Genomic DNA, 25530 nt, shown 5'->3' on the forward strand with positions numbered 1-25530 from the left:
CCTCTTACTCTGTCTCTATGCTGCTTGCGGGTTGTAATGCAGTTCTAATGCGGGCAAGCAGTGTTTCCTGACGCTCGCGGTAAAAATCCATAAACTGGTTTAGTTGTTCAGGTAATGATGTTATGGCTTGCGATTGCAGATGTGCTTGTCTTGCATTCACATCAGGCCACTGCTGCGCATACCATTCATGGGGCATTTTTTGCCGCTTCTGGTTGTTGATTGTCCCTTCCAACAGTTGAAGGTTTGGCAGCTTGTTAGATGCCTCGATGAGTTCATCTAGCTGTTCAGCTGGGACACCAACTTTTGCAAGCTTGTTACGCGTAAACAAACCTTTGGGGTAAATGTGGTCCACATGAAAGTGTCGTGAAAAATCGAATCCTGGGAACAACAAAGTCAACAAGGCAAAAGTACGCGGATTACCATAATCCAACTGCGCTAGTTCACTAATTTCCTCTGGGTCAAAGCGCAACGATTTACCTCGCTGTTGCATGGTCGCTTCAATTTTTGCTAGCGGGAAACTCGTATCACCCGATTGTTTAATGTCTGAGCGAAGCATAGTAAGCAGGGTATCCAAACCACTTCCCCAGATGCCTGACGCTTTCAACAACGACCTAATGAGCCAGTTTCTGATGCATTCTCTATCGACCGCATATTCAACCCTAGAAAGGTAGCTTGCCGTTAACTTTCGGTGGTGCAGGTAATAGGCCAACGGGAGGATGGCACTTGTTGCTCTGAGGTTTTGTGCATTAAAACCAAAACTTGCCAGCAACTGCATTGAGAGCAATAACGCATCACGAATTGGCGTCCAGTTCTTTTCGAGAATCGCCATGTTTTCCTTGTTAAAGTTCTCAACCTTAAAGCCCACGCTACCGATGTCAGAGAGCATTAAGCCTGCTTTTAAAACGAGATCTTTTGATACGTTGAATCCATCACCAACACGGTTCATCTCATCTACTAATGCATGAATTTCTTCACGGGCATCTAACGAGCTCCACTGCGCTACTGCTATTGAAAGTAGTAAGTCTGAATAGGACAAGGTAGTACCGCCGCTATTCATGCGGATAAAGATATTCAGAACACGTTCAAGGCTCTGATCACTTTCTTCGTAAAACGAAATCTTGTCTTTGTCATGGATGGTTCGATACAAGTGACGAAGAGTTGAGCGAGCCTCTTTGCGTTGCTCCGAACTCAACCTGTCATCATCAGCAACTTCATCGATAAGTGCATCCTCTTCCTCTTCCATAATCCGGCCTACACGGAACCAATATTGTTCAGATGCATCCAAAGAGGCTTTATCGTCGGTTAGGAACTCAAAGTCATACATCGACCCAGTTTCCAAGTCGGGCTGGCTTAAAAGATTCAAGTGAAGCCTGCGCACTGGGAAGGCGTCATCATTGCTCCACCATTTACCTGTCAGCTTCCACGCAAATGAACCGCGTAGGCCGATGTTCAAAGCGGTAATCCGCTGCTGTCCATCTAGGACGGCAATGAACTCACGTTCCGGTAACTGAGTGACATTTTCACAATGGTAGTTATCGCGCTCATGGTAATGCTGCATGAACTGATAAAACTGATAGCTATCCCGGTTCTCTGGTTTTATCTTCCAGAATAGAAAGGTCCCAAACGGGTAACCTTGCAACAGGCTATCAAATAGACGACAGATCTGTTCTGGTCGCCATACAAACTCTCGCTGGATGGCCGGTAACAGGTATTCCTGCTCAGCAACCTTGTCGAGTAATGATCTTATTGTTCCACCCGCTTGATACATAGCTATCCGTTGCCTCTTACTTAATTCTTACTCGGTCGCCAGCTTTGACCGCAGCAATCAGCTGCTCTCTTAAAGCGGCAAGATAGGCATCAACTTCGGCTTCACTTTCAATGAATCCGGTTGTTACTGACTTAGCCATGGCATCGGTTGGGTTAATCGTTACGGTACGTTTTGCAACCGGCTGTGGCTGCACTGGTTCGGGAGCTGGCTCGGGTGCTGGAGCTGCCTTACCGGCTTTCGCTGCTTCTTCTTCGCGTTTCTTCTGTTCGAGTTCACGACGTCTTTGCTCAGCTTCAACTTTTTTGCGTTGATCTTCGATAAAGCCATTCAGCAACTCATAGGCTTCGTCCTCGTAACCTTCCGCTTCAGTTTGCTCACTGATAATTTGTGGTATTGAAGAGGTTGCTTCAATGCGCTGTCTGCACATTTGTAACGGGCGCAGTGCTTGGTTCTGTAGTTCAGACGGTGCATGAGCTTCAGCTAGCGCTTCTTTTACACGTCCGATGCGCAGATCAACACGCTCTAAGGCATGAGTGCGTTTTTCTTCAACCAATGTTGAGTTAACTTTTGCCACCTGCTCGATAAGCGGATTAATGTGGCGCAGTTGCTCATACGGTGAGGGCATATTGTAAATGCGTTCTAATTCAGTGAGCGCTTTTAATGCTTCACTGTCTTTTTCTAACGCAGGTCTATTGGCCTTAAACTTCTCGTTCAATGCGCCAGCAAGGGCTTGCCAAGTTTGAAATTGGCTATTGTAGAAGTCATCAAGATCCTCAAAGTCCTCAGCAAACTCTTCAAGGGCATCAGCGTCTTCTATGAATCGTGCGATAAGGGCGAAGCTTGAAGTTTGCTCAAGAATACCCGCGACCAATGCAAGACCATCGTCAATTTGAGATTTACCTGGGAAATGGCCTGTCTGTGACTTGGTTCTGAATGATTTGAGCTCTTCATTCCAAGCCAGTAATTCATCGCGCACTAATTCGTAGAGCTCCTTTTCACCAGAGCCGGTAAAGGTTTTTGAAAAGATCTCTTTAACAAGACCAGCAGCCTTTTTAATTTGGCGCTCGTCATGTTGCCTGATCTTATGTACACGGATCTCGCCGCGTTTACGCACACTGGTAAACGGCTCGTAAGCTTTTTTCAACGCCAGATCTGTGCCTTGGGTACTAAAAGATACCTTTCCAGCCAAGCCCAGCCTTGCAGTGAGCAATAAGATTTCATTGTCTGGCCAGCCATACGGACGCTTGCCGAAGCGGGCAACGATGTCACGTAAGTAAACAGGCTCATTACGCTCGACTTTTAGCGTTACGTACTGCTCAACCTCACGCGTAGCTTCTGGGTTACATTCATCCGCTTGAAGATCCAGTCCAATCTGAGCAATATCATCAGCAACAAGTACGGCCTGTAGCTCACGCAAAACTTCACCAGGTGTCGCCTTGAGCATGTTCAATTTAGCGAAGGTGTTTTCGATAACGTATTTGTATGCTTCTTCGACGATGGCACTTGGCGTTGCTGATTTCTTCGGTAGTTTTGTGCCGATAGCGTAAACGTCAGCCTCTGCAAACAAAGCTTCAAAATCCGTTCTTAAGCGCTTTTCACGCTCAATATTTTCCATCTGCTTTTCGCGGAGAAGGTGTTCTTGCTCTGGTCGCTGTCCTGAATTTTGTTTTAAGAATCGGTCAGTTTTAATAAAGGTTGTCAGGTCATCCCAAAGACGCTTATGTTCGCCCAGCTTGACGAGCACGCACCCATCAGCCTCAAGCGTATGATTGATGCACGCTTGATCGTGGGAGTAATTTTCAAAGTGCGAATCCAAAGGTGAAATGACTTTAATGACTAGGTCTTCCAGCGTGGTGCCATCTTTCGGATGACCATTGCAAAAACGGCTCACCGCAAAGTCTTGCTTATTAATCGGGTAACGATAGGCACGATTACCTTTCAAAATACCGTCAAATACGATTGCTGAAAGCTTGTTAGAGACCTCTGACATTTCAACGTCAGTGTGGCGGATCTCGTTTTCGATCTCTTTTTCTTCGTTGGTCAGGAAGATAAACTCATCACCATTACGCGCAATCAGCAATTGGCGTTCAAGACGATTCAAGCTCTCTTCAATTTGTTTACGCAGAGCAATTTTATCTGCATCGATTCGATCAATTGACAGCGTCACAAGGTTGTCTAGTGTGCTTTTGACAACGTCCACATAACGGATCAAGAAAAGAGTTTTTAGAATCTTGCCATCGAATTCTGTTAAGGAATCCAACTCACAGGCTTGGTCAATCGTTCGCTTAACAGCTGGCTCCAAAAAGCTTTCAATCGGTGCATAGAAACTGTAAAACGGGATTAAGACATCAAGGCCAGAGTCCTTCATCTGTTTTGCAGCTGATTGGAAAGCATCAAGTAATGAACGCTCACCCATGGCTAAGTGCTTACCCGTCGCGCCTTTTGTTCGAATTGACTCAAACACTTTTTGAACCAACGTGTAGTGGTAAGGCACAAACGGATAGTTGTCCACGAAAGACGGTGCGTCGGTGTAACCTTTTAGAGAAGCGGTTGTCGTTTTATCAAATGTCAGCTGGTTACGAAGAATGTCGCCCTTTTCTGCAAAGACATCGATGAGGTGTGTACGAGCTTCTTCCGTTTTGGACAACAAACGCTTTTGAATAACTTCCGAGGTATTCGAGCTCGACAGCTGCAAGCGGGTACTAAAACGCCCTTGAATTTTAGAGAAGTCCTCACCATCGCGCTTATCCATACCACCAATGGCAGCATCAATGTCTGCCTGAGAGGTAACAACGACCCAAGCTCTGCCACCACAATATGTGCCAAGATCTTCAGTAATGGTCTGAAGCTTCAACATCATTTGTGTGTTCTTACCGATAAACTGACCGACTTCATCGACTAAGAAAAGAAGGTTACGATCTCCAGTTCGATCTAAGTATTCATTAACCCACTTACAGAAGTTTCGGATATCTAGCGGGAAATTGTTTTCAACCTGCTCAACCCACGCTTTGGCAGACTCTAATGATTGCTCACTGGCATGAGCGAGTGCTTCTGAAAGTTCGTCTCGATAGAAGTCATAGGCGTCACGCTCCTTTTCCCAAGTTGATTGAGTCAACTCAGCAAATTTGTCCTTGAAAGACATGTATTGATTACGCTTATCAAGCTCGCGTTCTAAGTGCGCAATATGAGGAAAATCAGCGCAGTATCCTACACGCTCATTAAAGACTTTGAGGAAGACCTTAAGAATGGCATTTTCTCGGTCATCCGTATTGGCTCGTGAATCGATGTTAAAAAGAATAACGTCTGTATCTTTGGTAACAGCGTTTTGGATATCGGCCAACAGCATTGCATCGTTGATTTTGTCTTTAAAAAACTCAAATGCTTGGCGGCCTTGTCCATCCTTTTCGACAGATTTATTTTCGAGGAGGTAAGACAAAATTTTCAGGAAGTGAGACTTACCCGAACCAAAGAAGCCAGAGATCCATACACCAATTTTACCTGACATTGATGCGCCGCTTTGCGTCACAGATGGAACGTAAGCCTCAAAGAAAGCGCGAAAATGTCGATCTAGCTCTCGGGTTACAACATACTCATCAAGTTCGACATACACACTGTCATTGTCTTTCTGTTCAGCTTTAACAACGCCATTAATATCACGCGTCAACTTCTTGGAAAAAATCTGTTCAATTTTCATTCGGGAGGCTCCTTGCTCTTAATTTTTCTTACCGTCTTCAGGCACAAGCTTGAAGGCGCGATAGTAGTTTTTAGATTCGATCATGCCAAAAGGATGCAAATCTCTTCCGCTATATTCACCCGGATAGTAAAGCACTAATGGCGTGCTACCCATAACGTCTTGTAGAGCACTAAGTAACTCATGTCCTCGGACAAGAGGCCACGCACTGCCTAAGCCTGACATCAACACAAATTCAAGATCTGATGGCGTATATTTGTCCGCGATATACCTTGCCACTTTCTCTTGGCTCAGAGGCCCGGCTAGTGTTTTTCGAAGGCCAGCGACACCGACTTGCAATTCACGCTGGCAAGCTCGGTCGAAAAGGCCTCGCTCCTCAAGCATATCTATCAAGACTTCAAAAATATTGAGATGGACAAAGCGGTAACCACGCTTGTTGAGTTTTTCGTCAACGTGCTTAAGGTGCTCTCGTACAAGCAGTTCATACTTGGCTGGATAGTCAAATACCCAAAATCCAATTTCATTGCCCAAGCCATCGTTTTTCAAAAACTTAGGGCTTTCAATTCGTTCCAATATCAGATCAAGCCTGGTCTGAAGAGCCTTCATATTGTGCACTCCATTACCTCAATCAAATCTTCCCGGCCCAGACGAACTATCCAGTCTTTAACTTCTGGCATTAGATAAACAGGTTGTATTTTCTTTGTCCTGCTATCACTCAGGTAGCCACTATCAACCAGTGCCTTAATTGCGTTGTTACCCATTTTTTTGACAGTTGAGTCAGAAAAACCGCCAAGCTCAGCATATGCCCGCACTCTCGTGTCATAAAACTCAGACCATGCATCAGCGGTTAAAGAGGGTTTATAGGTGCGACGAGCTTCGGCTAAGGTAAGTCTCATAAAATCAGCGACAACCGGAGAATGAATGAGTAATGACATCATCAGCATTTGGACATAGGCACGTTCACTCGCGGCTAAAAGATCAGTCATAAACTCATCACCCAGGCCTTCAATACGCCAACGGATTGTTCTGGCATAACGAATAGCCGTCTGACCGGATTTTTTCTGAAGAACATTTTGCTCAACGATCAGCGACTTCCACTCATCTTCTGGGAGTTTTTTCAGTAGCGATTCTCCGATTATTCTGGATTCAGTTATCAATAAACTGCCTCCGATAAGATCGCCTAAATATTCTTTTATATTCATAAATTCATCTCACGATTCGCTATATCCAGGAGCGAGTGCAGCATTGTCAACGCCGTATAGTGCTTCTGGATTTTTAAGTGCTAAATGGAACTCTCGCCCATTGCTCTTACAATTCTTTGAACAATCGATATTCCATAAACGCAGTAAATATCCAGCGAACGCAGCTCTTATCTCTACACGCAACCTATTGTTTTCCATTGCGTAGTCCATCGATACAGCTTCTGGATGTGCTAGTTTTGGATGAGGTATCAGCTCTAGCTCAACAATTCGGTTCCATTGCTTATCCCACTGAAGAGTCTCAACTTCGTCGTTAACCTCATCCTCTAACAACTCAACTTCACTTATTCTGGTTAAAACAAAATCCCTAAATTCTCTATGCTTTCTATCGAATGCTCGGACATGCCATCTCAAGCCATTGTCAATCAAGGTATGAGGAACTATTTGCCTGCTCCCATGACCACTCGACAATGAGGTGTACTCAATATTAATCACAGCGCGCTTATGTATGGCTTCACTAATAGCCGCTACAACTTCCAATTTCGGCTTATTGAGATGGAATGGTGCTTCACAAGCCATAGGTGGCCTGACCTTGCCAAGAAAGCCATCACCGAACCCTTGGCTTATCGTCGCAAGAGTTCGAACAACGTCATAATCAAACAACGGCTGGAATGCGCTCGTCTTCAAGTGCACTCTGCGCTTTTCGTCATACATAACGTTGTTAGGAGCCAACTCTTTGTACCGCGCAAAATCTTGTGTTGCCACAGACGGCGCTACGCTAAATCGCTCGGTTAAATAACTACGCCCAGCTTCACCTTTAAATAACAAAGTGAAATCAATATGAGCGAGTCGTTCTCTCTGTGCTTGGCTAAGCTCTTCAAGTCCAGTGTTGTCTTGCAATGTCAGCCTCTCAATCCATCCGGGACAAGCCCTAATCATTTAAAACCAGGAAGCCATCGATTGAATATCATCAAGCAACCTACTTTTTTTCATTAGGTTCAATCGTAACAACAACTAGCCATATTGGCTATAAAAAGTAGTTTGATATTGATAGATTGTTACTTCCTTAGCTCTTTTTGGAAATACTTTTTGAAGTGCCAACTTTCACTCGCCATGCTATTGAAAGCACCTTAATACTAATTCAGCGGCCATAGAAAATAGAAGCTGCTGGAAAAGAAATAAGATTTTTTACTCGATTAGCTGTAAACAATTTCCATAGCGCTCATAAGCTTCTACAACCCTGTAAAAATCAGAGACCACATTTTTACTTAAAATACGCTTTTTATGCCCTGTTTTTGGGTCTTCGATATACGTAGAAATTGTTTTAGGTTGCTCTGCGTAACCAAACCATGACATATTGAATGCGCAAAGCTTTGGGAAGAAATACATGCTTCTGTAAGCGGGAATGTGATGGTGAATCCACCAAGCCAGTGATGTCCAGTCTCCGGTTTGTTCATAATACTCAAGGTAAGCCGGTATTACGATACAGGCTGTTGCACCAGGATATTTATTGCCGTCTATTGCAGTTCCTTTTACATCCCAGATGTGCCCACCGTAATTCCTGTCGTTTGTTGAGCAACTCGCTCCAATCTTATTGCCTGCTTGATTAACTTCTTCGCTCCGAAACGCAGACCGTATGTGTATTCGCCCCCATACAGCTTGAATAGGCTCAAGCACATTATCACATAGGCCCTTCCCTGCCTCGATTGCTAATTCCTTATTGTTTGGTACGTTGTTTATTCCAAGTACTGAAGCAGTCTCCGAAAATAGAAAATCGCGCATAAAAAAGTGTTTTGATAATCTAACGCGCGCAAAATCATTTAACGATTCAATTTGAGATTTACTCAAACCTTTCTCCTTTTATTTTATACATCCATTAACTATTATTTTTGGCAAAGTAACAATTAACACTTGAAAGATTATATTCAACATAAAACACTGAGTTTATTAACAAAGCGTCGACTTTATCTCTTTTTTCGTTTTAATCGGTTAAATGTTAGTAAGACTAACGTTCAAATTTGCAGCATCGACGATCTTGCTAGACCACCACTCCATCATACCTCTTCTTTGCTCCACGTACTCAGCTCTGTTATAGGCCCGACGTGTCGCGTTCCTATCAATATGCGCGAGCGCTGTTTCAATCAAGTCTGGATCAAAACCCTGCTCATTAAGTGCTGTGCTTGCTAGTGCCCTCAAACCGTGCGCAACCAATTCTCCATGAAACCCCATTCTTTTAAGGGCCACATTTGCTGTTGAGCTATTCAGATGCCCTAGCGGATCTCTATGACCAGGAAACACATAAGGTCTGTGCCCGTTAATTTCTTTTAAGCGACTTAGTAGCTTTAAAGCTGGTTGAGATAGTGGGATCACATGATCGCGCCCCATCTTCATTTGTTCAGCGGGAATAACCCAAATTTTGTCTTGAAGATTAATATCAGACCATTTTGCACTAGCCGCCTCGATAGGCCTTGTTATTGTGTGTAATTGCCACTCAATCAAATAACGCGTGTTTGTTGAAATATGAGCATTTGATAACCTCTGCATCAATTCAGGCAAACGGTCTGGGGTAATCGTCGGCATATGCTTTTTCTTGGGTGCCGGGAAGAGTTTAGTGATATCAACAAAATAATTTGTATCGATTAGCCCAGATGCTAAGGCAACTCGCATTACTTCGTTTATATGTCGACATAAGCGCTTTACCGTTTCGTGATTACCACGCGCTGATATAGGCTTAATAACGTCGATGGCATGCTTAGGCTTCAGTGTATCGACGGGCATCTTGCCAAGAAATGGCAGAACGTGTTTTTCCATCAACTGCCATGACTTCTTTGCTGTTGTGGCTTTCACTTCTGTTTCTTTCTTTTTAATCCATTGTTCAGCGATTACTTGAAATGTATTCTCATGTGCCGTTTTTCGCTCATGCTTTGCTTCATCCCGATAGGTTTTAGGATCAATGTCACTAGCCAATTGTTCCCTACAATCACTACGCAACTTTCGGGCTTTAGAAAGTGTTACCTCTGGGTATCTACCAAAACTGATGTTTTTTCTTTTTTTGGTTATTGGGTGATAGTAATTGAAAATCCAGCTCTTTGAGCCGTTCGACTTGATACGCAAAAATAAACCATCGCCATCAGTAAGTGTTGTGTCTTTGTCGGCAAGTGGTTTGGCTTTCGCAATTTTTGAGTCTGTTAAGGGAGGGACCTTTCTAGCCATTTTAGTAACACCAGTTTCCGGAGCGATTTATTGTGTTACTACATATGTTACCAAAACTGTTGGATTTGGTTGAGTAAGATTGGACCGAGCTGGACTACTGCAGCCTTAAATCATTGAATATTATGGAGTTATAAGTCTACATTGGACTTTATTGGATGTATAATTGGTGCGTCTACCCTGACTCGAACAGGGGACCTCTACCATGTCAAGGTAGCGCTCTAACCAACTGAGCTATAGACGCATATGTGTGCTTGACTAAGCGGCGCGTATGTTAGCGATTCGATTTTCATTCTGCAAGCAGTTTTACGTATTTTTATAGGTTTTTCTGTCAGCACTTGATTTTAGCCACGTCAAACACTGGACGTCCGCTAGAGCCTGCTGCTACAGTCTTTATTAACGAGAAATTACGGGCAGCCTTTACGTTGAATAATAAAAGCCTGGATAAGAGTAACACTCGCCTCCTGCGCATTGCTTTGGTAGCAGCGATTGCTCTTATAATCGTATCCATATTTGTCACTCGCTATGCGCTTATTAAGATCCGCGACAATGTGCGCGGCGAAGTAGGTAATGCCTTAACCGTCGTACTTGAAACGACAACCACTGCATTGCAATTGTGGCATGACAATAACGTGTTACAAATAACCGAAGCCGCCTCAACTGAAGGTGTAGGTGAGGCTGTAGCCACACTGATTGACCCTGCGACATCGGCAGCAGAGCGCGCTGTTTTAGACGAATTACTGCACACGCGCTTTTTTGAGCTGCAGCGCCTGCAAGGCCACAATGGCTTTGATATTCTTCAACTGGATGGGCAACGTATTATTACCACTGCTAATAATGCAGGCCATGAAACCCCAGTGTTTATCGGTCAATATCCTGAGCTCGTGGCTAGTGTGATTGAAGATGCGCAGCCTGCCTATATTCCACCCACCAAAGAAAGAGTTAAGCAAAGTGACTTTATTACTTCGCACTTTCTCGCACCGATCATGGTTAACGGTAACGTCGTTGCATTATTGGCATCACATCATTCTCCCAAGGCAGAATTATCCTCGATTACCCAATTGGGTCGGCTCGGCAATACCGGAGAAACCTATTTAGTGAATGACAACGGGGTGCTGGTGTCAGAATCCCGTTTTATCTCTGACTTGGTCAATGCCAAGCTTATTCCTGTCGGAGTATCGTCAATTCTAGCTGTCGACATTAGGAATCCAGGTGTAAATCTGACCACAGGTGAAGTATCGGAATTACAGCGCAGTGAGCAGCCTCTGACCCTTATGGCGCAGCGCGTAAATGAAGGCGAACGCGGGATGATGTTAGAAGGGTATCGCGATTATCGTGGTGTACCGGTCATCGGCGTTTGGGCTTATTTGGATTTTCTATCGCTTGGTATAACCGCGGAAATAGACGTTAAAGAGGCTATGCGGCCCTATTTTAGCGCGCGTTCCACTGTGGTTTCACTGCTCGCGGTGATTATTGGCTTCACCCTCGCTCTCGGCAGTGTACTATTTGTGTTTTATAGCCGTGCTACCCGCCTGATAAATTCGTCGGCGAAAGCACTTGAAGCTAAAGTGACTGAACGCACTGCCGAGTTGCGCAAAACTGCTGATCAATTAAAGAGCGAGAGAACCCTAATCAGTACCGTATTTGACTCTATTCCCGACCCGATATTTTGCAAAACCGATGATGGTCATTATTTTAGAGTCAATCAAGCATATGCAACATTACTCGGCTTAAAAGTTCCTGATGTTGAAGGTAAACACGACAACGAGCTGTATAGTCGGGCCGAGGCTAACGCGTTTTTATTGGATGATAAAGAAACGCTAGCGAGTAAAAAGCCACGTATCAGTGAACGGTGGACGGCAACCAAAGATGGAAGCCAAATCTTATTTGAAACCCGCAAGTCTGTGTTTCAGCTACCTGATGACCATCGTGATTATATTCTTGGGATTAGCCGTGACATTACGCAGCGCAAGCTCGCGGAACAACAGTTAAAGTTAGCGACCCAACAAGCCAATAACGCGAATAGTGCTAAAAGCGAGTTTTTAGCGCGAATGTCACACGAAATCCGCACACCAATGAATGGCGTCATTGGTATGTTGGAGTTATTAAACCGTTCCTCGCTAAATTCTGATCAACGGCAAAAAGTGAAAGTAGCTAAGAGCAGTGCAGATGCCCTACTCTCAGTACTCAATGATATTCTCGACTTTTCTAAAATTGAAGCCGGTAAATTAAGTATCGAATGTATCGACTTTAATCTGCGTCAATTGATCGAAGAAACCGCTCAATCCTTGGCCATTCGCGCAGATAGCAAAGGCCTTGAACTCCTCGTCGATGTGTCTGATATCAATCTTGATTTTGTTGCCGGCGATCCCCTGCGGATAAGACAAGTCCTGACTAATTTAATTGGCAACGCGATTAAATTTACCGAGGATGGCGAAGTACATGTTGAAGCTTCACTGGTCAAAGATGGTGAGCAAATGCGTTTACAATGCACGGTTAAAGATACCGGAATTGGTATTCCAGAGGATAAAGTCAGCGGATTATTTGAGTCTTTCTCGCAAGTTGATAGCTCCACCACACGTAATTTCGGTGGTAGTGGTTTAGGTCTGGCAATATGCAAACGCTTAGTCAACTTAATGGACGGCGAGATCTCAGTTGATACCGAGTACGGCAAAGGCAGTTGCTTTGCATTCAGTGTTTCTCTGCAAAACACCGATGCTGTTGTTTCAGAGTTGCCAAGTATCAGCCTGGAGCAATGGAAAGTATTGGTTGTTGATGATAACCAAACCAATATTGATATTCTCACCGCTCATCTCGAAAATTGGGGAGCGTCGGTCGTTACCGCACATCATGTGGATGAGGCTTTGGATATATTGCGGATCAACCAGAGTTCTGCAGACCATCCAGAGCCAGTAGAATTTAACTTAATCCTGACCGATATGCATATGCCGGGTAAAGATGGATTGGAATTGACCGAATCAGTGCGTCGCCATTTTACTAATAAAGAGTTACCCATCTTGATGTTAAGCTCTGTGTCGAGCCAAATCGCCAGTGCAGATTTGGCGCGTCTCGGTCTCGATGGCTGCCTGACAAAACCGGTGATCACCAGTGACCTTTTTAACGCGATAGCGTTAATCGCCGTCAATCAGCAAGGTGATGAAAAGGGGGTATTCGTTTCGGAACATGCGTTGCAGCGGCTACACAAACATAATCCTACCGCTGTTGAATGGCCCGCAGATGCAAAGGTCTTACTGGTAGAAGACAACAAAGTTAATCAAATGGTTGCTGAGGGGCTCCTCGGTACGCTGCACCTCCCATGTGAACATGCGATGCATGGGCAAGAAGCAATAGACATGCTGAATCAGCATCCGCCGGGTTTTTACTCTGCTGTGTTAATGGATTGCCAAATGCCGGTGCTCGATGGCTATGCTGCAACTAAATTGATCCGAGAAGGAAAAGCCGGAGCTGAAAATAAGAGTATACCAATCATTGCAATGACGGCTAATGCACTGAAAGGTGATAGGGAAAAATGTTTAGCTGCGGGTATGGATGACCATATTCCTAAACCAATTGAAATCGACGTTTTGCGCGACAAGTTGATAGAGACTTTGCATGCCAGCGAATCGTTTATTCCGCGCCCTTCACTGTCAGCAGATGACGCCAATAAAACAGTGAATAATAGCGAAGCGTTAACCATCCCTGACAGCTTATCAACCATGGACTGGAAAGCCCATCGTCCCAGTCTAAGCCAGCAGAAACAGCTGTACTTGAAAACGTTAAATGTTTATGTGGCGCAATATTCGGCTATCGAAAACCAAGTAAAAGTTCCGCAAAACCGTGCAGAAGAGTCAGAATTGTACAGTCTAGTGCATACCGTCAAAGGTAGCAGTGGCAATATGGGGTTTATGCGTTTCTACGAATATTGTCAGGCCTTTGAAGGCCAAATAAAAGACGGCAATGTGACTGAAGAATCACTACAACGCTTTGTTGATTTGGCGCAAGCGTCAATCCAAGATGCCAATGCAATTCTACTCGCGAACCAAACTGATAAGGAAACAAATACACAGATGCAATCATCTGATGTAATCAGTGAACTTAGACAACACTTAGAACGTAGTGAGGTCATCCCATCTGAGTTAATCGAAGAAGTAGAAGCTCTAGACGAAAGCGTGCTTAGCAACGAGAACAAAGTCGCATTAGTCAATGCGCTCGATGTGTTTGATTACGATCTCGCATTATCTCTAATAGATGAAAACCAATGAATGAGTTATCCCGTTTTACTATTCTCGCGGTTGACGATGATCCGATTATATTACGTGTCATCACGCAACAACTACAAGCGCTCGACCCGCGCATTTTAGTCGCCAATAGTGGCGAAAAGGCGCTCTCAATTCTGCAAGAAGAAACGCCAGACTTAGTTTTGCTTGATATCAATATGCCTGGCATGACTGGGTTGGAAGTCTGTCAGAAAATTAAATCCATGGAGGGGTATTCGCATATCCCAATCATGTTTTTAACCGGCAGTGAAGAAGATACCGCAGCGGCATTTGACGTTGGTGGGGTGGACTATATCGTAAAGCCGGTGGATAGCGATGCATTGCAAGCGCGGGTTATGACCCACTTAAAACTTGCTGCCACCTTAAAGGCATTGGATGAGACCAATATTCTGTTAAGTTCAGCCAACGAGCGTTTAGAGAAAAAAGTAGAAGCTCGAACGCGTGAGTTAGTGGCAGCGAACAGTAATCTGCGCAAAGAGATTAATGAACGCCGCAGTTTACAAGACAAACTGTCGTATTTGTCGCATCATGATTTTGTAACCCGCATGTACAACCGTTTTGCGTTGGAAGAAAAGCTCACCGAGTGCTTGGCATCTACACAAAAGCGCGAGAATAGTTTTCTGTGTCTAATCGATTTGGACCAGTTTAAAATTGTCAATGATACTTGTGGTTATGTGGCAGGTGATGAGTTATTGCGCCAGCTGGCAGAAATTTTGCGCGGTCAGCTCGATACTACCGATATCGTTGCCCGGATTGGTGGCGATGAATTTGCCATCTATTTTGAACAACCTGATATGGGTTTTGCAATTCAGAAAATCCGCGCCATCAAACATGCACTAGAGGCATACGAGTTTGAGTGGATGGACGAAAAATTTGTCCACAATGTCAGCATGGGCTTGGTGGAGGTCGATGAAAGTATAGATTCAGTCTCCCATTTAATGAGTGTTGCTGAGCGCACATGCTATCAGAGTAAACTCAAAGGAGGGGGTGAAATATCGGTGTACAACGTGACTCGCGCCCACGTTGATAAAACGCAACAACAAATGCGTTTGGTTCCGATTATCCGCAAGGCCATAGAGGAATCTCGAATTCAATTATTTGCCCAAGGCATATTTTCTGAGAATGGTGGATCATTGCAAAAAGCCGAAGTATTGTCGCGCTTAATTGATTCATCAGGCCGCTTACAGCCCCCCAGTTACTTTATTCCAGTAGCCGAAAAATTTAACATTATTGATGCTATTGACCGTTACGTACTCAGCCATAGCATTGCGCATCTAGCGGCTACTGACAATATCCAACTTTCAGTGAACCTAAGTGGGGCCTATATCGTTAAGGAAGGTGCCGCGAGCTTCATCAAACAACAATTACAAGAGCAACAGGTCGATGCCCAACGCTTATGCCTGGAAATCACCGAATCATCAGCGATCAGTAATCTGCAAGCGACCATTGAATTTATTCAAGAATTGAAAACCTTAGGCTGCGAATTTGCATTAGACGATTTCGGTACAGGCACGTCGTCTTATGAATATTTGAAAGAATTATCCATTGATACTGTCAAAATCGACGGCATGTTTGTGCGAGACTTGGAAAATGATGTAGTCAATCAGAAAATGATCGAGTCAATTGTCGGCATTGCAGTGGCGAAAGACATCAAGGTAGTCGCTGAGTGCGTCGAGTCGGTCGCCGCGAAAGACATCCTGAGTAAAATGGACATTACCTACCTTCAGGGCTTTGGCTTACACAAACCGGAGCCCATTGAGCAATTTCTAAAACCCTTTAAAGCCGATTAACCGACCTTTTCACTCAGCGTTCTGGTTAACGCCGGCATGATCCTCGCCCTACCCTCATTCTTCGCGGCGTAAAGCTGCGAATCTGCTTGGTCAATAATTTCGTCAGCACTAAGATCAATATCAACTGGGAATGTGGTGATTAATCCACCGCTAAAAGTCACTACGTCATGAACCGACGACGCACTGTGTGGAATATTCATTTCAACCATTTTGCCTAGCGCAATATTGGCCAATGCTAGCGCATCTTGTTGCGGCGTGTTTGGCATGATAACGGCAAACTCTTCACCACCGAAGCGCGCGACTAAGTCAGACGCTCGCTTAAACACGTCAGTGAGCAACTTTGCCACTTTGCGTAAGCAGGCATCACCACTGGTATGGCCGTAGGTATCGTTGTAAATTTTAAATTCATCAACATCCACCAACAGCAACGACAAGGGCTGACGCGCACGTTTGCAGCGATGCCACTCGCGCACTAGAGTCTCATCAAACGCGCGACGATTAGCAACCTCAGTTAGGCCATCGATACGTGCCAACTGATTGAGTAAGCGTGTTTTACGTAATAAATCAATCTGGATGTCTATTCGTGCATTTAATATGCGGTTATGCACTGGCTTGGAAATAAAATCATTGGCACCGAGCTCAAGAGAACGAATTTCATCATCTGTGGATTCGCTGCCTGTCATGACGATTATTGACGGTTGTGAGTAGGTATCTCGCCCTTCCCTCACCGCCTGACAGATTTCTAAACCGTTGCCATCGGGCAAATTTAGATCCAATAGGATAATATCAATCGGCTTTTGCTCTAAAATCGACAAGGCTTTAGCTTTAGATTTGGCAATCGATAGCACAAACCGATCACGCAATGTCGCAATCAGCACATTAATATTTACTGGATCATCTTCGACGATAAGGATTTGGTGCTTTTCCATGCCACGCACTCTTTTTCTAGTTTCTTTAATCATACCTGAGTTCAATTTCGCTGCAAGTATCTACTAACAGTTTAACTAGTGGCCTACTTGCGGCTATGATAGCCGTTAAACAATTTATTCTGTGGATCTATGCTAACAATTTATGCAGGCAAGCATGCTGCTCGTCGACTTCAGGAAGAAGGCTTTCACTCTGACTTATTTAGTGTTTTTTTAGGCGCTTCAGGAGGACCGAAGTGGTTTACCCTCTTTGGTCTCGACAAATACCTATTTGGCGAATTCTTTGAAAACCGCCAGCAGCCGCTGCAACTGGTTGGGTCCTCAGCGGGTGCATTCCGTTCTGCGTGCTTCGCCCAGCGCGATCCCGTCGCCGCAATTTGTCGTTTAGCCGAGCACTATTCTACGACTACCTATTCCGCTAAGCCGACGCCTATGGAGATCACCAACAAAGCGCGAGCGTTGCTGGATATCGTTGTTCCTGACGACAACGTCATAGAAATTATCAACAATCCAGTAATGAAAGCTCACTTCATCGTAGCCAAAACTCGGGGCTTAGTGGCGTCAGAGAAAAAATTCCTCCAACTTATTGGGCTAACACGCAGCTATCTAAGCAACAAAGTCAGCAGGCATTGGCTTAAACCACAATATCAACGCTTTGTTTTTCAAGCGCCATCCAGCGACTTCCGCTTTACCGATCAGATTGCGTTTCAGACGACACATATTAATTTTAACCCCGATAACTTGAAACCAGCACTGCTCGCCTCAGGCTCTATTCCGTTAGTCATGCAAGGCATACCTAACATACCCGGCGCCCCCAAAGGCATGTATCGTGACGGTGGGATCATTGATTACCATTTTGACCTTCACATCGATAGTGCGGAAGGCTTAGTGCTTTATCCACACTTTAGCGCGTCTCCACGAGCAGGATGGTTTGACAAATCATTGCCCCGGAGAGTCAGCGCGACCAATTATGATAACGTAGTCATGCTGGTACCCTCGGCCGAATTTGTTGCGCAACTGCCCTACGCAAAAATTCCCGATCGAGAGGACTTCACCCAACTAGAATCGCAACAACGGATAACCTATTGGCAACAGGTCTTAACTATGACTGAGCACCTAGCTGAGGATTTCCATGAGCTTTGCCAAGGTCCGATCACACGTACTATCCATCCCATAGATAGTCGCTGAGTGGCAAATTTCTTAACCCAGATCAAATCAGCCACAACGTGCTCTTCATTCGGCGCTGTAAGGTGTGCTAACCTGTGGGTCTGTTGAGTCCAATGTACGTATCCTATGCCCAAGCAAACTTTAGCCGTTCTGCCCGATACGATGGTGATCCACACACTGCCACCTGATGCTCAGATACCTACAGAAGTATTGCAATCACCATTATATTTCTTAGGTAAAACAGCAGATGAACTCTCTATCGTCGTGCCTGAATCTATCGACATTGAGGCAGATGACAGTGATGGTGATTGGCGGACATTAGAGGTACTCGGCCCATTGAGCTTATCCATGGTTGGAATAATGGCTAAAATCTGCAATGTATTAGCGCAAGCGAAAGTGAGTATCTTTGTACTTTCGACCTTTGAAACCGATTATTTTTTAGTCAAACAAAAGTCATTGGAAGCAGCCATCAAGGCACTTGAAAATGATGGTTACAGCGTAAATCGCTAATGCCAGATGAAACTCGGAAGCGAACAGCACTTTCTATTTCCGCACCATGCTCGGGCACATTACACCCGCTGGAGCATGCGCCGACCAATCTTCATACCCTTGGTTTATTAGGCCGTGGTGCCTTTATGAGGGTGAGTGGCTATCAATTATTTACTCCCTTTGACGCGCGCATTCTCACATTTTCAGCGACCGGTGACTTATTGAAATTACAAGCCGCTAACGGTCTGCAATTAGAACTGAGCTTTTACCCCTCAATACATTCGTTAAACGGCCTAAGGGTTAAGCGCCATTGCGACGTTGGAAATGAGGTGGCTCAAGGCAGCTGCTTAATGGATTTTGATCCACTGACTTGGCGACAATTCAATCATGAAATTGGCCTAGTAATCACCGTTTTAAATCCGGTAAAATCAATCGAATTAAACATACCACAAGCCACAAAAGGTAAGCAGATTTTAGCGCTTACTGATACGCTTATGAGCATTCATATTTAACGACTGAAACACGCATCATTATGACTATAACTCTGTATGGTATCGCCAATTGTGATACGGTAAAAAAGGCCAAAAAGTGGCTTGAACAACAACAAATCGATTTTCAGTTCCATGACTTTCGAAAAGATGGCATAAATGCCGATTGGGTAGCTGCCACCGCGCAACAGGTGGGCGTAGATGTGTTACTCAATAAGCGTGGCACCACCTTTCGCCAATTAGATGAAGATACCAAAGCCAACCTGGATAATATGCTCGCGGTGCAACTAATGACCGAACAACCAACCCTCATTAAGCGTCCTGTGCTCTACATCGACAATCAAGTGATGGTCGGCTTTAAGGCGGACGATTACGCCAAGGCATTTGCGCAATGAGTGATGTTCTAACCTTAGCCAAGGACCTAATCGCACGGCGCTCGGTCACGCCCGAAGATGCCGATTGTCAAAAATTGATTGGCGAACGTTTAGCGAGATTGGGCTTTGAATTGGAAACCATGGTGTTTGCAGACACCACGAATTTGTGGGCTCGTAAAGGTTCGAGCGGACCCGTCTTTTGCTTTGCTGGGCATACGGACGTGGTCCCGAGTGGACCAGAGAGTAAATGGACATATCCCCCATTTGAACCGACTGAGCATGATGGTTTGCTGTATGGCCGTGGGGCTGCCGACATGAAAGGCAGCCTAGCCGCTATGGTTGTTGCGATTGAGCGATTCCTCTCACAAAATCCGGATCATCAAGGCTCCATCGCGTTTTTATTAACCAGCGATGAAGAAGGTCCATTTATTAACGGTACAACCCGCGTTATTGATACGCTCGAAGCGCGCAATGAAAAAATCACCTGGTGTATTGTTGGTGAGCCTTCGAGTACCGCTTCCGTCGGTGACGTTGTAAAGCACGGGCGACGCGGTTCACTGACGGGTGATTTGGTAGTGCATGGTGTACAAGGCCATGTTGCCTACCCTCATTTAGCCCAGAATGCAGTGCATGCGATTGCGCCTGCGCTGACAATATTGACCGAAATACAATGGGACGAGGGAAATGATGATTTCCCACCGACCAGCTTTCAAGTATCCAATATCAATGCCGGAACTGGCGCCGGTAATGTGATCCCCGGTGAATGTCATATTTGTTTTAATTTTCGCTATTCAACTGAAGTGACGGCCGAAATACTCACCCAAAGTGTCACTGACATTCTTGACCAACAGCAGTTGGATTACAGTATCAAATGGACATATAACGGCTTACCTTTTTTAACGCAACGCGGCGAGTTGGTTAACGCTGTTGAATCAGTAATACATGCTAGAACGGGCAACAAGCCGACGTTTTCAACCGCCGGCGGAACTTCGGATGGGCGCTTTATTGCACCCACGGGGGCGCAAGTCATTGAATTAGGTCCGGTGAACGCCAGTATTCACAAAGTCGACGAACACGTTCGGATCGCTGATCTAGATCTTCTAGCTGAACTGTATGAAGGTGTGCTGCATGAGTTATTGCTCCGATGAACGCCACGCATTTTCTCGGTCTCGATAACTCGCACTTGGTCAACGCAGGAGGCGACCACTGGTTATTGCCTGCCACGCACACAGCCTTGCAGGAAATGCAGATAGCAGCGCAAGCCGACGGTATCGACATACAGTTAGTTAGCGCCTATCGCAATTTTGCGCGTCAAAGCGCAATCTGGAATGCAAAATGGCAGGGAGACGCCGTTCTGCGTGATAAGCACAACCAGATCATTGATATTGCGTCGTTGAGCGATGTAGAAAAAATGCATGCCATTCTGTTGTGGTCAGCCCTACCCGGTGCATCACGGCATCATTGGGGCACCGATATCGATGTCTATGATCGCACTGCCGTTAAGCAGTGGGGCAAAGAGTTTCATCTTATTAGCGCAGAATATTGCAATGACGGCCCGTGCGCTAAGTTGAGTGATTGGCTGGATAGTCATGCCACACAATTTGATTTCTATCGCCCTTATCAAAAATACGTTGGTGGGATTGGCGCCGAGCCTTGGCACCTGAGTTATCGCCCTATTGCCGACGAAATTGCACAGGCATTTGATAAACAAGCACTATTCACCCTACTAAGTAAAAGCAACTTACTGGGATGGCAAACAATCGAGGCGCATTTCGATGAAATTTATTATCGCTATGTGCTCAACAAAGGGATCCCTATTTTATGAACGTTTGGTGGGTAGTAGTCATTATTGTGATTGTATTAGCGGTTATTTTAAGCAATATCATGCTCCTTAAGCATTCTGCTAAAATGCCTTTTAAATCAAGCCTCTCGGAAGCAAATCAAGCCCAAAAAGATAAACAAAAGCCGCAGTAGCGGCTTTATCAGCCAGCGCGATTACTGCTGAGGTGGGCCGACCTTATCTTGCGTTTGCGTGTCAAAATCACTGGCATTATGCCGTTCATGTAATTGCCCCGCAGGATCTCCCCAGGTGCGATTAACCATTTTTCCACGCTTTACTGCCGGTCGGGCAGCGATGCGTTCTGCCCACGCCAATAAATGAGTATAACTTTTAACATCAAGAAACTCGCCAGCTTCATAAAGATACCCTAACACCATTGCGCCATACCAAGGCCAGATTGCCATATCTGCAATACTGTAGGCATCACCGAGTATAAATTCACGCTCTGTCAAATGCTTATCGAGCACATCCAGTTGACGCTTTACTTCCATGGCGTACCGGTCAATCGGATACTGATATTTCTCTGGTGCGTAGGCGTAAAAATGGCCAAAACCACCACCTAACATCGGAGCACTGCCCATTTGCCAGAATAACCAATTTATACATTCTGCTCGCTGAGCGGGTGCCGCTGGAATAAAGCGCTGAAACTTGTCAGCCAAATAAAGCAAAATAGATCCAGACTCGAATAATCGCGTTGCGGGTTGAGTGGTAGTATCCAGCAGCGCTGGAATCTTAGAGTTTGGATTAACGGCAACAAATCCGGAAGAAAACTGTTCGCCTTCCATAATATCAATCAAAAATGCATCGTATTCTGCACCCGTTTCACCAGCAGCTAGTAGCTCTTCGAGCAATATAGTGACCTTCACGCCGTTGGGTGTCGCCACCGAATACAGCTGCAATGGGTGTTCACCCCGCGGTAACGATTGCTCATAGGTCGCTCCCGAGATGGGACGATTGATATTCGCGAACTTCCCGCCACTGGCTTTATCCCAGGTCCAAACTTTAGGTGGTACGTATGCATTTTTAGCCATTATGTTCCCTTGATATCGCAGTTATCAGATAGTTACAAACAAGACCGCGCAGCCAATAAAAAAATGTCTTATTCCTTAGGCGTCTGAGTAGCGCACCGCAGTACCGGCAATACTCACCATCAACATACTGCCTTTGTCACCAATCACCTGATAATCAATATCGATTCCGATAACCGCATTTGCCCCTAACATCCGTGCTTCCTGCTCGATTTCAGCAAAAGCAATTTTTCGTGCGCGCGTCAGCTCATCCTCATAAGAACCTGAACGGCCGCCGACAATATCGCGAATAGAGGCAAACAAGTCTTTGAATAAATTAGCCCCCATAACGGCCTCACCAACGACAATCCCATAGTAATTATCGATATTTTTGCCTTGTAAATGGTGGGTGGTAGTTACGATCATACTCGCTCCTTAGCGGTTAAATAGTTTTGTAGTTGTTGTTTAATATTCGCCACTTCAGTCGTTTTATAGGGCCGCGCAGGTACGGCATTCCAAATCGGGCTTGGCCACGCTGCGTCACCGACAAACCGTACAATATGGTGAATGTGCAATTGACTGACCACATTCCCCAAAGCTGCAATATTAAGCTTATCGGGCTTAAAGGTAGACTGCAAAAATCGACTGATGGTGTTACTCTCTTGCATCAGCTGGAGCTGCTGAGAGTCGCTTAGGTCGAGCAATTCGGTCACACCAGCGATGCGAGGAACCAGAATAAACCAAGGATAATTCGCGTCCTTATTCAATAACACTTCACATAAAGAAAATGAATACAAATATTCACAATCCTTAACTAAGCGTGAGTCGAGTTCAAAATCCTTATTCATCAGTTACACTCAGTGCTGTAGGAATGACCGTTAATAACGCCCGTTGTCCTCTTGCCACATTTGCATTGGGAAAAACAATCGCTTCCCCGTTATATTCAGCAACATACTCAACACCGCTTTCTGAGGCTAATACAGTGCCTTTGGGATAATCTGTAAAATTGGCAGTGTCGTCAGCGAAATGCAAAGTGAAATCATCTTCTTGTTTGTTGATAACCTGATTAACTCGGTAAATCAGTAAATCTTTCAGCGCAATCGCTGGCGGTTGATAATTGGGATCACAGACTAAACCGGTAATCGCCCGTTTAGCATCCGCAAAACGGGTCATATCGTTTTCACCAAAAGGACGCACTTTGCCTAGCTCAACGGTAAATCCATGGGCATTGAACTGGGTTGAAGAAAAATAACTAAATGTTGTCGTTGGGCTTTCCGACAATAAAATGGTGCGTACGCCACAATCGGCTAAAAATGCGAGCTGAGAGCGGCTATGGTTGCGGTTATGCAGCAGCGGATAAACCGCAAACTTCTCATTTTTCGACGCGCGAATAGCAGTATGTAAATCGTAATGTAGGCGATTCGCGACGTTGGTGTGTTGTTGATAAAACTGGGTCACTAGTTCTTCTAACTGCTTAGCTCTTAGGCGCTCAGCATTAGTTGCGCCCGGCCCTTCGCTATGCGCGCCAGAAAATAATCGATTCATATTCTCTGTACAGAAACGTTCAGCAATCTCCATGGCCGCCAAATTGCCAAAAATAAATAACACCGGGTGCGCGCATGTTGCCTGGTCAGTTAACAGATCCTGCACCAAGGCGTCGAGAATTTCTATCGGGGCGGTCTCATTGCCATGAATACCGCAGGACAACACGATGGCATTCGTAGACTCAGCAGCCGCGTGTGCAGGACAAAACTCGATGACACCTTCCGCATGACAGGTCACAGCGCTTCCATCGGGTAATGTATCGCTTACAGGTTTGCTAAAGAGTACGGGCTCTTGCCGACTTAAGGTTAAGAATCCTTCACGTGCAAAACGATTAATCAGTTCCATAGTTACCACTTTACGACTCAAATGCCACTATGGTAACTGATTCTGCTACTGAAGTAAGGCTTATGAAGAGCGTCTTTGCGCATGCAGTGGTGATGTTCCAACCGATATATCCTGCTGCGCAAACTGGATAAACTCATCAAATGGCAGTGCTTTAGTAAACAAAAAACCTTGCCCTTGCTCAATCCCCACCTCGCGTAACACGTGCAAATGATGAATAGACTCAATCCCTTCGGCAACCACCTGACAGCCCTTGGCATCACCAATCAATTTAACCGCCTGAATAATCGCTTGATTAATGGTGTCTTGCTCAAGCTCAAGCACGAAGGTTTTATCGATTTTGAGCGTATTAATCGCTAATTCGCGGATATACGAGAGATTGGAATATCCTTTACCAAAGTCGTCGATACAAATTGATAAACCCAAGTGGCGTAACTCGTCTAACTGACGCTTAACCATCAAACTGTTGGATAATGCGACGTCTTCAGTCAATTCTAACTCAAAACGTGATAACGGGATTTCATAGGTGGTTGAAAATTGTTGCAGATAGGAAACTAAGCGAGAATCGTAAAGTTGGGTCGGTGAAATGTTTACCGAAAGCGTTAACGTGAGTCCTGCTTGGGCAAAGCGCCGCATTTGTTTGAATGCATTTTCAATCGTCCAGTAACCCAATTCATTCATCATATTGTATGACTCGGCTGCCTCAATCAGAGGCCCTGGAAACAGCACACCATCGAGTGGATGATTCCACCGCAACAAACACTCTGCACCAATAATTTGAAGATCATCAAGCTGGATTTTAGGTTGAAAATAAAGCTCTAACTCGTTGTTGTCGAGCGCCCGCTGCAAATCGGCTTTTAAGGTCAAGCTACGTGCACTGACATGATCTTTGCGATCCAACAAAAAGGCAAAATTTTCATATTTATTTTGCTTAGCTTGTTTTAATGCCGCTTCAGCACGCGCGACGAAGTCAGTGATTTTGAACTGTGAGCTCTTACTGGCAGTGGCCCCCACATTAAAATCTGCGATAAAAGAGTGATCGGCGCGTTGAATGGGTGTTTTAAAATGCTCGACTAAGTGTTCAAACTTTTTATGCAGCTCAGATTCTGACAAGTGGCCGGCAAATAATAACGCAAACACATCACCACTGACCCGACCAAGAACTTGGGCATCTTTGAACAACATACCAATACGATTGGCAATAGATAGCAGGAATTCATCCCCAATATGAGTACCAAAACTAGTGGTTACATCGGAGAAACGGACAACATCAATGAGCATGATCGAGATCGCGTCATGTTGCTCCGCACATTGCTCTATACAATGAATAAACGCGAATCGATTAGGGATAGCGTTCAGTTTTGGGTGAATACGGCTCAAAAGGACATCACTGCTCATTGCCAATTTTCTTCGAGTG

The 25530-nt window shown here is 45.0% G+C and carries 22 protein-coding genes and 1 tRNA gene; 9 read left to right on the plus strand and 14 right to left on the minus strand.

Translation table 11 applies throughout. The features are described from left to right. Positions 1-4 precede the first annotated feature (4 nt). From AC121Z_RS09855 to AC121Z_RS09890, 8 genes are all read right to left on the minus strand, one after another. Positions 5-1768 (minus strand): DUF262 domain-containing protein, encoded by a 1764-nt coding sequence (locus tag AC121Z_RS09855; RefSeq protein WP_498123866.1) that lies wholly within the window; start codon positions 1766-1768, stop codon positions 5-7. 16 nt (positions 1769-1784) lie between these two features. Next, the gene (gene brxC, locus AC121Z_RS09860; protein WP_498123867.1) at positions 1785-5462 is read right to left on the minus strand and encodes a BREX system P-loop protein BrxC; all 3678 of its coding nucleotides are present in this window, start codon (positions 5460-5462) and stop codon (positions 1785-1787) included. A gap of 18 nt (positions 5463-5480) precedes the next feature. Next, complete coding sequence (locus tag AC121Z_RS09865; protein ID WP_498123868.1) at positions 5481-6065, minus strand: DUF1788 domain-containing protein; 585 nt, start codon at positions 6063-6065, stop codon at positions 5481-5483. Beyond that, entirely contained in the window at positions 6062-6661 is a 600-nt protein-coding gene (locus AC121Z_RS09870) for a DUF1819 family protein (RefSeq protein ID WP_498123869.1), read from the minus strand. Before AC121Z_RS09870 ends, AC121Z_RS09865 begins: the two co-directional genes overlap by 4 nt. A gap of 9 nt (positions 6662-6670) precedes the next feature. Then, entirely contained in the window at positions 6671-7558 is an 888-nt protein-coding gene (locus tag AC121Z_RS09875) for a WYL domain-containing protein (protein ID WP_001901419.1), read from the minus strand. Positions 7559-7846: 288 nt separating this feature from the next. Continuing rightward, entirely contained in the window at positions 7847-8506 is a 660-nt protein-coding gene (locus AC121Z_RS09880) for a hypothetical protein (protein ID WP_498123870.1), read from the minus strand. 141 nt (positions 8507-8647) lie between these two features. Next, on the minus strand, positions 8648-9871 hold the full coding sequence (locus tag AC121Z_RS09885; protein WP_498123871.1) for an integrase domain-containing protein: 1224 nt from the start codon (positions 9869-9871) through the stop codon (positions 8648-8650). Between the two features lie 164 nt (positions 9872-10035). Further along, a tRNA-Val gene (locus tag AC121Z_RS09890) sits at positions 10036-10112 on the minus strand. A 181-nt stretch (positions 10113-10293) separates the two neighbouring features. Here AC121Z_RS09890 and AC121Z_RS09895 point away from each other — a divergent pair. Continuing rightward, positions 10294-14130: a response regulator gene (locus tag AC121Z_RS09895; protein WP_498123872.1), complete on the plus strand. Its 3837-nt coding sequence runs from the start codon at positions 10294-10296 to the stop codon at positions 14128-14130. Next, positions 14127-15935, plus strand: coding sequence for a two-component system response regulator (locus tag AC121Z_RS09900; protein ID WP_498123873.1), 1809 nt, complete (start codon positions 14127-14129; stop codon positions 15933-15935). Before AC121Z_RS09895 ends, AC121Z_RS09900 begins: the two co-directional genes overlap by 4 nt. Here AC121Z_RS09900 and AC121Z_RS09905 read toward each other — a convergent pair. Further along, entirely contained in the window at positions 15932-16897 is a 966-nt protein-coding gene (locus tag AC121Z_RS09905; protein WP_498123874.1) for a GGDEF domain-containing response regulator, read from the minus strand. The genes AC121Z_RS09900 and AC121Z_RS09905 overlap by 4 nt on opposite strands. Positions 16898-16993: 96 nt before the next feature. On the opposite strand from AC121Z_RS09905, the gene AC121Z_RS09910 reads away from it, so the two are divergent. The 7 genes from AC121Z_RS09910 (at position 16994) to AC121Z_RS09940 (ending at position 21353) form a co-directional block, all read left to right on the plus strand. Next, complete coding sequence (locus tag AC121Z_RS09910; RefSeq protein WP_498123875.1) at positions 16994-18049, plus strand: patatin-like phospholipase family protein; 1056 nt, start codon at positions 16994-16996, stop codon at positions 18047-18049. Between the two features lie 105 nt (positions 18050-18154). Continuing rightward, a complete protein-coding gene (locus AC121Z_RS09915) occupies positions 18155-18538 on the plus strand; it encodes an ACT domain-containing protein (protein ID WP_498123876.1) in 384 nt (127 codons plus the stop codon). Beyond that, positions 18538-19029 carry a PTS glucose transporter subunit IIA gene (locus tag AC121Z_RS09920; protein WP_498123877.1) on the plus strand — a complete coding sequence of 164 codons (492 nt, stop codon included), beginning with the start codon at positions 18538-18540 and terminating at the stop codon, positions 19027-19029. Before AC121Z_RS09915 ends, AC121Z_RS09920 begins: the two co-directional genes overlap by 1 nt. A gap of 20 nt (positions 19030-19049) precedes the next feature. Further along, complete coding sequence (locus AC121Z_RS09925) at positions 19050-19400, plus strand: ArsC family reductase (protein ID WP_498123878.1); 351 nt, start codon at positions 19050-19052, stop codon at positions 19398-19400. Next, positions 19397-20527, plus strand: coding sequence for a succinyl-diaminopimelate desuccinylase (gene dapE, locus AC121Z_RS09930; RefSeq protein ID WP_498123879.1), 1131 nt, complete (start codon positions 19397-19399; stop codon positions 20525-20527). Before AC121Z_RS09925 ends, dapE begins: the two co-directional genes overlap by 4 nt. Then, on the plus strand, positions 20524-21204 hold the full coding sequence (locus AC121Z_RS09935; RefSeq protein WP_498123880.1) for a M15 family metallopeptidase: 681 nt from the start codon (positions 20524-20526) through the stop codon (positions 21202-21204). Before dapE ends, AC121Z_RS09935 begins: the two co-directional genes overlap by 4 nt. Further along, a complete protein-coding gene (locus AC121Z_RS09940; RefSeq protein WP_498123881.1) occupies positions 21201-21353 on the plus strand; it encodes a DUF2897 family protein in 153 nt (50 codons plus the stop codon). The genes AC121Z_RS09935 and AC121Z_RS09940 overlap by 4 nt, the downstream gene beginning before the upstream one ends. A 21-nt stretch (positions 21354-21374) precedes the next feature. Here the strand turns inward: AC121Z_RS09940 and yghU are convergent, their stop codons facing one another. The 5 genes from yghU to AC121Z_RS09965 form a co-directional block, all read right to left on the minus strand. Next, entirely contained in the window at positions 21375-22250 is an 876-nt protein-coding gene (gene yghU, locus AC121Z_RS09945; protein WP_498123882.1) for a glutathione-dependent disulfide-bond oxidoreductase, read from the minus strand. A gap of 75 nt (positions 22251-22325) precedes the next feature. Continuing rightward, positions 22326-22652: a heavy metal-binding domain-containing protein gene (locus AC121Z_RS09950; RefSeq protein WP_498123883.1), complete on the minus strand. Its 327-nt coding sequence runs from the start codon at positions 22650-22652 to the stop codon at positions 22326-22328. After that, the gene (locus AC121Z_RS09955; RefSeq protein ID WP_498123884.1) at positions 22649-23074 is read right to left on the minus strand and encodes an HIT domain-containing protein; all 426 of its coding nucleotides are present in this window, start codon (positions 23072-23074) and stop codon (positions 22649-22651) included. The genes AC121Z_RS09950 and AC121Z_RS09955 overlap by 4 nt, the downstream gene beginning before the upstream one ends. Then, positions 23067-24116, minus strand: coding sequence for a succinylglutamate desuccinylase (astE, locus tag AC121Z_RS09960; RefSeq protein WP_498123885.1), 1050 nt, complete (start codon positions 24114-24116; stop codon positions 23067-23069). The genes AC121Z_RS09955 and astE overlap by 8 nt, the downstream gene beginning before the upstream one ends. 60 nt (positions 24117-24176) lie before the next feature. Beyond that, complete coding sequence (locus AC121Z_RS09965; RefSeq protein ID WP_498123886.1) at positions 24177-25511, minus strand: putative bifunctional diguanylate cyclase/phosphodiesterase; 1335 nt, start codon at positions 25509-25511, stop codon at positions 24177-24179. Between the last annotated feature and the right edge of the window lie 19 nt (positions 25512-25530).

Source organism: Alteromonas sp. DYW1 (genome assembly GCF_059752595.1).